5 protein-coding genes and 2 pseudogenes are annotated in these 8,743 nt (G+C 69.0%); 2 read left to right on the top strand and 5 right to left on the bottom strand.

What is annotated here, in order from left to right; translation table 11 throughout:
* Window positions 1-127 precede the first annotated feature (127 nt).
* The 5 genes and pseudogenes from IQ220_RS15265 to tig form a co-directional block, all read right to left on the bottom strand.
* Window positions 128-1,557: pseudogene (locus IQ220_RS15265) on the bottom strand (DNA polymerase III subunit gamma/tau); the annotation flags it as partial.
* A 29-nt stretch (window positions 1,558-1,586) separates the two neighbouring features.
* The gene (locus IQ220_RS15260) at window positions 1,587-2,243 is read right to left on the bottom strand and encodes a lecithin retinol acyltransferase family protein (protein ID WP_193916390.1); all 657 of its coding nucleotides are present in this window, start codon (window positions 2,241-2,243) and stop codon (window positions 1,587-1,589) included.
* Between the two features lie 7 nt (window positions 2,244-2,250).
* Window positions 2,251-3,609: an ATP-dependent protease ATP-binding subunit ClpX gene (gene clpX / locus IQ220_RS15255; protein ID WP_186697964.1), complete on the bottom strand. Its 1,359-nt coding sequence runs from the start codon at window positions 3,607-3,609 to the stop codon at window positions 2,251-2,253.
* A gap of 287 nt (window positions 3,610-3,896) precedes the next feature.
* Window positions 3,897-4,544 (bottom strand): ATP-dependent Clp endopeptidase proteolytic subunit ClpP, encoded by a 648-nt coding sequence (gene clpP / locus IQ220_RS15250; protein ID WP_186699991.1) that lies wholly within the window; start codon window positions 4,542-4,544, stop codon window positions 3,897-3,899.
* Between the two features lie 152 nt (window positions 4,545-4,696).
* Complete coding sequence (gene tig / locus IQ220_RS15245; RefSeq protein ID WP_193916387.1) at window positions 4,697-6,106, bottom strand: trigger factor; 1,410 nt, start codon at window positions 6,104-6,106, stop codon at window positions 4,697-4,699.
* A gap of 627 nt (window positions 6,107-6,733) precedes the next feature.
* Here tig and IQ220_RS15240 point away from each other — a divergent pair.
* Window positions 6,734-7,767, top strand: a pseudogene (locus tag IQ220_RS15240) (aspartate-semialdehyde dehydrogenase).
* Window positions 7,764-8,681: a 4-hydroxy-tetrahydrodipicolinate synthase gene (gene dapA / locus IQ220_RS15235; RefSeq protein ID WP_193916384.1), complete on the top strand. Its 918-nt coding sequence runs from the start codon at window positions 7,764-7,766 to the stop codon at window positions 8,679-8,681. The pseudogene IQ220_RS15240 and the gene dapA overlap by 4 nt, the downstream one beginning before the upstream one ends.
* Window positions 8,682-8,743 lie beyond the last annotated feature (62 nt).

Raw genomic sequence — 8,743 nt, 5'->3', positions numbered from 1 at the left:
GGTTTGCGCCTATGGAAGAGCAGAGTGATGAGTCCTTCTACCGCAGAAGTGTGACGCTAATCGAAAACCTTGAAGGAGCACTGAAATGAAGACGATTGCAAGCATCATATTGTTATGGGCCTTTGCCGGCGATCGCCTGCTCCACCAGGGCCTGGCGGTTGTGCACCATGGCCACCCACTGGCTGGCCACCTGCACCACCGCCCGGCGTTCATCCAGCCCCACCAGGCGGCCCTGCTGGCTCAGCAGCATGCGGGTGGAGGGCAGCTCCAGGCAGGCCAGGATCTGCTGCCAGAGCTCGCTGAGGTTCACCGCCCGTGGCTCCGGGGCCAGCTGTTGCGGGGATGTCGCAGCCGGCTGCGGGGGCCCCGGCGGAGTGGCGGCGGGGGTGGCGGCAGGAGTGGCTGCCGGCGGCGGCGCGGCAACAGCCCGCTGCGCCTCAGGCTGGCTGGCGGCCACGGGCTGCCGCGGCGCCAGCAGGCCCAGCAGCAGCACCTCAAGCCAGAGGCGGGGGTTGACGCTGTGGCGCAGCTGCTGCTCGCTGCCCTTGAGCTGGGCCTGCCACTGCAGCAGGCGTGGCTGACCCAGGCGGCTGGCCAGATCCGGCAGCTGGCTGCGGAACTGCGGGGACACGGCCGTGAGCTCGAGTCGCTCGGGGGCCAGGCCCACCAGCACCAGATCCCGCAGCAGACTGGCCATCCCCTGCAGCACGGCCGCCGGCTCCCGGCCCCGCTCCAGCAGCTCGCGGCTGGCCTCGATCAGGCCGAGTGGCTCGGCCCCCGCCAGGGCCGCGGCCAGGTGCAGCAGCTCCTGTTCCGGCACCGCCCCGAGCAGGTCCCACACGGCCTCCACCTCGATGGGCGGGGGCAGCAGGCTGAGCTGATCGAGCAGGCTTTCGGCATCGCGCAGCCCGCCCTGGGACCTCTGGGCCACCACGTGGAGGGCCTCGGGCGTGATCGCGATCGCTTCCTGGGCGGCGATCCAGCCAGATGGCGCTCCAGGGCCGGCAGGGGGATGCGGCGGAAGTCGAAGCGCTGGCAGCGGCTCAGGATCGTGGGCAGCACCCGCTGGGGGTCGGTGGTGGCCAGCACGAACACCACCTGCGGCGGTGGCTCCTCCAGGGTCTTGAGCAGGGCGTTGAAGGCCGCCGTGGAGAGCATGTGGCACTCGTCCACCACATACACCTTCCAGCGGGCCTGCACCGGCGCGAAGCGGGAGCGCTCGATCAGCTCGCGGATGTTGTCCACGCCGGTGTTGGAGGCGGCGTCGATCTCGATCACGTCGAGGGCACTGCCGGAGGCGATCCCGGTGCAGAGCTCGCAGTGGCCGCAGGGTTCAGGCGTGGGCCCGGGGGCGCTGAGGCAGTTGAGCGAGCGCGCCATGATCCTGGCGCTGGACGTCTTGCCCGTTCCCCTGGGCCCGCTGAACAGGTAGGCCGGCGCGATACGGCCGGAGCGCAGGGCATTGACCAGCGTGGCGGCGATGGCCTCCTGCCCCACCAGCTGGTCGAAGCGCTGAGGTCTGTACTTGTGGTGGAGCGGCTGGTAGGCCTGGCCCATGGGGCGGCCTCAGGGGCGAAGCGTCGAGGCTACTGGTCGTCCCCGGGCTCCAGCAGCCCATGCAGCCGGGATTCGAGAGCGGCCTCCATGTCTTCCACCTCGGCCAGCTGGTCGGCCAGGCCCTGGGCCGTGCGCCGCAGGGCCTCGAACTGGCCCTGGTCCCAGCGGGCCTCGGCCTTGGCGAGTTCCTCATCCAGCCGCCCCTGCAGCTTCTGGCGCAGCCCTTCCAGCTGGGCGATGGTCTGCCGGGCCAGATTCAGGCCTTCGAGGCGGGCACCCTGCCGCAGCAGCAGGCGGGCGCCGGCGAGCACCGCCGCCGGCATCACCTGCCCCAGGGCCAGCGCCCCCAGGGTGCCGGTGTGCAGCCAGCCCTCCACCTGGGAGCTGCGATGCCGGCCGGTCTTGCACCAGTGGGCGAAGTGCTCGCAGTTGTTGAACAGCAGGTTGTAGTTCTGCTCCCCGAGGCGGCCCATGGCCCGTCTGAGGCAGACCCCATCCGGGGAGCAACTGCCCTCGGGATAGGGCACCACGCTCAGTGGTTGGCCGAGGCTGAAGTCGTCGCTGGCGCTGCGCAGGATCTCGCGGCCCTCCAGGTAGTGGGCCACCGTGCCGTCGCCCAGGTCGATGCCGTGGTGGTTGAACAGGCCGTGCTGGCGCGGCACCTGCAGGTGATCGGCGGCGGCCACGCAGGGTTCAGGCGCTGGCCTGGGCGCCCTCGTGGCTGGCGCCCAGGGGAACCACCTTGGCCTGGCTGCGCTGCTCCACCAGCTCGCGGGTCACGGTGAAGTCCTTGACGTTGCTGCGGGAGGGCAGGTCGTACATCAGCTCCAGCATCAGCTCTTCGAGGATGCCGCGCAGGGCCCGGGCCCCGGTCTTGCGGCGGTGGGCCTCGGCGGCGATCGCCGCGATGGCGCCGGGCTCGAAGTGCAGCTGCACCTCGTCCATGCTGAGCAGGGTCTGGAACTGCTTCACCAGGGCATCCCGGGGCTCGGTGAGGATCGACTCCAGGGCGCGGGTATCGAGCGGTTCGAGCACGGCGCTCACCGGCAGACGGCCGATGAACTCGGGGATCAGGCCGTACTTCACCAGGTCGTCGGGCTCCATGTGCCGCAGCACGCTGGCCGCCTGCCGCTCCTTGACGCTGCGGGGGCGGCTGCTGCCATCGGGGTTGATGAAGCCGATGGCATTGCGGCCCATCCGCTTCTGCACCACGTCGTCGAGGCCCACGAAGGCGCCGCCGCAGATGAACAGGATCTGGCTGGTGTCGATCTGAATGCAGTCCTGATAGGGATGCTTGCGGCCCCCCTGGGGCGGCACGTTGGCGGTGGTGCCCTCCAGCATCTTCAGCAGGGCCTGCTGCACCCCTTCGCCGGACACATCCCGGGTGATCGAGGGGTTCTCGCTCTTGCGCGCGATCTTGTCGATCTCATCGATGTAGATGATGCCCCGCTGGGCCAGTTCCACATCCATGTCGGCCTTCTGCAGCAGCCGCAGCAGGATGTTCTCCACGTCTTCCCCCACGTAGCCGGCTTCGGTGAGGGTGGTGGCATCGACCACGGCGAAGGGCACATCCAGGATTTCGGCCAGGGTCTGGGCCAGCAGCGTCTTGCCGCAGCCGGTGGGGCCGATCAGCAGGATGTTGCTCTTGTGCAGCCTGGTGGCGGTCTGGTCGGTCTCGCCCTTGCCGTCGCCCTGCCAGGCCAGGCGCTTGTAGTGGTTGTAGACCGCCACGGAAAGCGATTTCTTGGCCTCTTCCTGACCCACCACCTGGCCATCGAGGAACTCCTTGATCTCCTGGGGTTTGGGCACTTCCGCCAGGGTGGGAGCCGGTCTGGACGGTTTCTTGGCCGAACTCTTGGCGCGAGTGGGTTCGGGGGCATGGCGGCCGCCTGCCGAGCCGTGGCTGTCCACCAGCTCCTCATCGAGGATCTCGTTGCAGAGATCGATGCACTCGTCGCAGATGTAGACCCCCGGCCCGGCGATGAGCTTGCGCACCTGCTCCTGGGACTTGCCGCAGAACGAGCACTTGAGATGGGCGTCGAACTTGGCCATCGGCAGGAGCGGCAGGACGGAACGTCCGGGTCGGGGGGCGGGAGAGGAGTGGTCCCCGGGTCAGCATTGACCCTGGAACCGGTTCAGGACACTTTCCTTAAGGATCGGACAGAAAGGTTCAGACGGGGGGCCAGACAGGACGCTTCAGCGAGGAGGCCTCTGAGCGGCACCCGAGCCGAGCGGTGGAGGGCCAGCTGTCCACCCGGCGGGGGAACCATGGCCAGCGGATCGGCTTCCGGGCCAAGGGCCTAAAAGATCCCATGGATCGAGCTGGCTCGCCAGGGGGGTCATGAGGGCCCTTGGGGTGAAGTGGTTTCGGTCACCACCCGGTCGATCAGGCCGTATTCAACCGCCTCGGCGGGGGAAAGGAAGTAGTCGCGGTCCGTGTCCTCGGTGATCTTCTCAAGGGGCTGGCCGGTGTGCTCCGCCATCAGGCCATTGAGGGTGTCCTTGAGGTAGAGGATCTCCTTGGCCTGGATCTCGATGTCCACCGCCTGGCCCTGGGCGCCGCCGAGGGGCTGGTGAATCATGATCCGGGCGCTGGGCAGGGCCAGGCGCTTGCCCTTGCTGCCCCCCGTGAGCAGGAAGGCCCCCATCGAGGCCGCCAGGCCGTAGCAGATGGTGACCACATCCGGAGCCACCTGCTGCATGGTGTCGTAGATCGCCAGCCCGGCCGTCACCGAGCCGCCCGGTGAGTTGATGTAGATCTGAATGTCCTTCTCGGGGTCCTCGGCCTCCAGGAAGAGCAGCTGGGCCACCAGGGCATCGGCCACGGCATCGTCGATGCCCGTGCCCAGAAAGATGATCCGCTCGCGCAACAGGCGCGAATAGATGTCGAAGGCCCGGTCGCCTTTGCCCGACTGCTCGACCACGGTGGGCAGTACCCCGGGGGCGGCGGCGGGCGCCCCGATCGTGGCCTCGGGCCGCCCTCCCATCCAGAGGTTCTGGATCGGGTGGGTCCGCAGGGCAGAGGGGGAGTGGGCGTCGATCACGCGCGGCAAGGTCTGGTACCAGCAATCTATGGGGATGGGATCGGTGCTCGCTGGGTGGATTGCCGCAGCCAGGGGCAGGACAGCCCCCGCACCGCTCAGTCTTCGCTGGTCGGAGCCGCCTCCTCGGCAGCAGCAGCCTCATCGCCGGCGGTAGCGCGCTCGGTGATCGTGCTGTGGCTCTCGAGCCAGTCGAGCAGCTTGTCGCGCAGAAGGTCGTCGCCCACCACCTGGCGCAGCCGATCGGCATCGATGTTGCCCTGGTTCTCGAGCCCCTGGCGCACTTCCTTCACCTTGGCGTCCAGCTCGGCGTCGTCCACCTTGATCGCCTCGGCAGTGGCGAGGGCCTGGAGTGCCAGGTTGCGACGCAGGCGCTGTTCCGCCTCGGGCCGGGAGCTGTCCACCAGGCTGCGCACCAGCTCAGGGGTGAACAGTTTTTTCACGTCCATGCCCTGCTGGGCGATCTGGCCCGCGGTCTGCTCGATCAGGTTGCGGATCTCCTGCTGCAGCAAAGATTCCGGCAGCTCCACCTCCAGCTCCTCCACCAGGGCGCCCAGCAGGGCCTCGTGGCGGGCTGTCCTGGCCCGGCTCGCGGCGTCGTCCCGGAGGCGCTGCTCCAGATCGGCCCGCAGCTCGGCCATGGTCTGCTTGTCGCTGGCCTGCTTGGCAAAGGCGTCGTCGAGGGCGGGCAGCTCCCGGGTCTTGAGGTCCTTGAGGTCGATCTCGAAGCGGGCCTGGCGACCGGCGGCCTCCTCCTGGGGGTAGCTCTCGGGGAACTGGCACTCCACCGTGCGCGCGTCGCCCACGGCCATGCCGATCACACCCTCCACGAAGCCGGGGATCATGCGACCCTCCTCCAGTTCCACCTCGGTGGCATCGCTGCTGCCGCCGGTGATCGCTTCGCCACTGTCGACAAACACGCCGCTGAAGCTGAGCACGGCCACGTCGCCGCTCTCGGCGCTGCGGCCCTCCACCGGCACGAGGGTGGCCAGCTGCTTGCGCGACTGCTCGATCAGTTCATCGACCCTGGCCGGGTCGTAGCTGATCGCCTCGGCCTCGGCCTTGAGGCCGCGGGTGTTGTTCAGCTTCGGGGTGGGCTCCACGTCGAGCTCCAGCGTGAAGCTGAGCGCTTCTCCAGGCTGGAACCGCTCCAGCACCAGCTCGAAGGCCTCGTTCAGCTCCGGGCGACTCAGCGGAGAGAGCTCCTCCAGGGCCAGGGCGTCGCGGAAGGCGGCATCGACCAGATCCTCCAGGGCGGTGGCCTTCACCCGCAGGGGGCCGATCTGCTGCAGCAGCACCGCCCGGGGCACCTTGCCCTTGCGGAATCCCGGCAGCTTGATGCTGCGGCTGAGCTTCTCCACCGCCGTCTCGTAGCTGGCCTTGCAGCGCTCGCCTGGAATCGCCACCTCGAGGGCCATGCGGCTGCCCGGACGTGGCGTGGCGGTCACGCTGAAGGTGTCGCCCTTGGCGGGGCTGGTGGGGGCGGAAGAGGCGGCAGCAGGACTCATGGCAGCTCGATGCAGCCCCCTATCCTAAGAAAGTGGCTTGCAGGCACTGTTTCCGGTAGTGTTTGCAGCATCAAGACGTGAGATCCCCGTGGTGGTCTCCCTGGCCCATGCATCACAGCTGCGCTGTGATTCGCCTGTCAGTTCCGAGCGACCACGGCAGACTCCGCCCAGGCCCTGCAGATCCAGGCCTTTTGATCCGAGAGCCTGAGATCGTTTGCCGGCCAAGCCCTTCCCCAAGTTTTCCAACCAGCCCTTCGCCACCACGCTCACCTTTCCTCTCCCTCAACCGTTCACCGTTGGCCCCCGTCTCTTCACCGGTCTTCGGAACCCCTCGATCGCCCACCCTGTTGCAACGCCCCTGTCGCAACGCCCCTGCTGCGATGAGTCGCCGCTTGCCGCGTTCCCGTTTCCCAGGCCTTAGCAAGGTTCTGCAGCTCGAGCGGGCCCCCCTTTCAGGTCCCGAGCCGAGGCTGCATCCCCTCCATCTCTCCCAGGCCCCTACCGCCCTTGACCACAGCTCAGCCCACCACGGCCACCACCACGACTGCCGCTGCGGCCAGGCCCCAGGTCAGCCCCCAGGTCAGCCCCGGGGTTGCGACGCTGCCGGATCGCCCCCTGCGGGTGGCCATCCTCGGGGCCACCGGGGCCGTGGGGCAGGAGCTGCTGCAGCTGCTGGCCGAACGCCACTTCCCGGTGGCCGAGCTGATCCCCCTGGCCTCGCCCCGCTCCGCTGGCCAGCCCCTCGCCTGGCAGGGGGAAACCCTCACCATTCAGAGCGTCAACGAGGCGGTGTTCTCGGAGGTGGATCTGGTGCTCGCTTCGGCGGGCGGCTCCGCGTCGCGCCAGTGGGCGCCCGTGGCCGCCGGCGCCGGCGCCTGGTGATCGACAACTCCAGCGCCTTCCGGCTGGATCCGGACGTGCCCCTGGTGGTGCCCGAGGTGAACCCCGCCGCTGCCTTCGGCCACCGCGGCATCATTGCCAATCCCAACTGCACCACGATCCTGCTCACCCTGGCCCTGGCGCCTCTGCAGGCCCGGCGCCCCATCCAGCGGGTGGTGGTGAGCACCTACCAGTCCGCCAGCGGCGCCGGCGCCCGGGCCATGGAGGAGCTGCGCCAGCTCAGCCGCACGGTGCTGGACGGCGGCGAGCCGGTGAGCACCGTGCTGCCCCATTCCCTCGCCTTCAACCTGTTCCTGCACAACTCCCCCCTGCAGCCCAACGGCTACTGCGAGGAGGAGCTCAAGATGCTCAACGAAACCCGCAAGATCATGGAGCTGCCTGAGCTGCGGCTCTCGGCCACCTGCGTGCGGGTGCCGGTGCTGCGGGCCCACTCCGAGGCGGTGAACATCTGTTTTGCCGAGCCCTTCCCCGTGGCGGAGGCCCGGGCCCTGCTGGCCCAGGCTGCGGGGGTTGAGCTGATCGAGAACTTCGAGGCCAACCGCTTTCCGATGCCTACCGACGTGACCGGTCGCGATCCGGTGGCCGTGGGGCGCATCCGCCAGGACCTCAGCGATCCCAACACCCTGGAGCTGTGGCTGTGCGGTGATCAGATCCGCAAGGGCGCCGCCCTCAACGCGGTTCAGATCGCCGAGCTGCTGCTCCAGGGCCCGGTGCCGCCCCAGGAGGGGCCGCCGACGCTGGCTCAAGGAGGTGGGGTTTGAGCGTTGCTGCCCAGCAGCAGCCCTGGCTGCACGCCCCCTTCGGACGGGTGGCCACGGCGATGGTCACGCCGTTTCAGCCCGACGGCCAGGTGGATTTGGCCCAGGCGGCCCGGCTCGCTGATCACCTGGTGGCCCACGGCTCTGATGCGCTGGTGCTGTGCGGCACCACGGGCGAATCGCCCACCCTCAGCTGGCAGGAGCAGCACGCCCTGTTCGCCGCTGTGAAAGACGCCGTGGCGGGACGGGCCCGCCTGATCGCGGGCAGCGGCAGCAACTGCACCGCCGAGGCGGTGGAGGCCACCCGCGAGGCCGCGGCCCTCGGTGCCGACGGCGCCCTGGTGGTGGTGCCCTACTACAACAAGCCCCCCCAGGACGGCCTGGAGGCCCATTTCCGGGCGATCGCCCAGGCGGCTCCGACCCTGCCGCTGATGCTCTACAACATCCCCGGCCGCACCGCCACCAGCCTCGAGCCCGCCACCGTGGCCCGACTGCTCGATCTGCCCAATGTGGTGGCCTTCAAGGCGGCGAGCGGCACCACCGACGAGGTCAGCGCCCTGCGCCTGGCCTGCGGCGACCGCCTGGCGATCTACTCCGGCGACGACGCCCTCACCCTGCCGATGCTGGCCGTGGGGGCCGTGGGTGTGGTGAGCGTGGCCAGTCACCTGGAGGGCCCGCGCATCAGCCGCATGGTGCAGGCCTTCCTCGACGGTGATCTGCCCCTGGCCCTGGCCCTGCATGAACAGCTGCTGCCCCTGTGCCGGGCCCTGTTCTGCACCACCAACCCGGTGCCCGTGAAAGCTGCCCTCGCCCTCAGCGGCTGGCCGGTGGGTGACCCAAGACTTCCCCTTCTCCCCGCGAACGACGACGTGAAACAACGCCTCTGCGAAACCCTGGCTGCCCTGCGTCCTACCTGAGACGCCAAGGCTGAATGCTGATCTGCAATCAGCAACCTTCCAGTTTCAACCTCTGACTCTTC

The sequence above is a fragment of the Cyanobium sp. LEGE 06113 genome, assembly GCF_015207615.1.
The sequence above is the reverse complement of the archived record's forward strand: the minus strand, read 5'-3'. Positions and strand labels throughout refer to the sequence as shown.

Bases quoted from the DNA above. Each gene is read 5' to 3' on its own strand.
- clpX (WP_186697964.1), bottom strand. From the start codon at position 3,609: ATGGCCAAGTTCGACGCCCATCTCAAGTGCTCGTTCTGCGGCAAGTCC.
- clpP (WP_186699991.1), bottom strand. From the start codon at position 4,544: ATGGGAGGGCGGCCCGAGGCCACGATCGGGGCGCCCGCCGCCGCCCCC.
- tig (WP_193916387.1), bottom strand. From the start codon at position 6,106: ATGAGTCCTGCTGCCGCCTCTTCCGCCCCCACCAGCCCCGCCAAGGGC.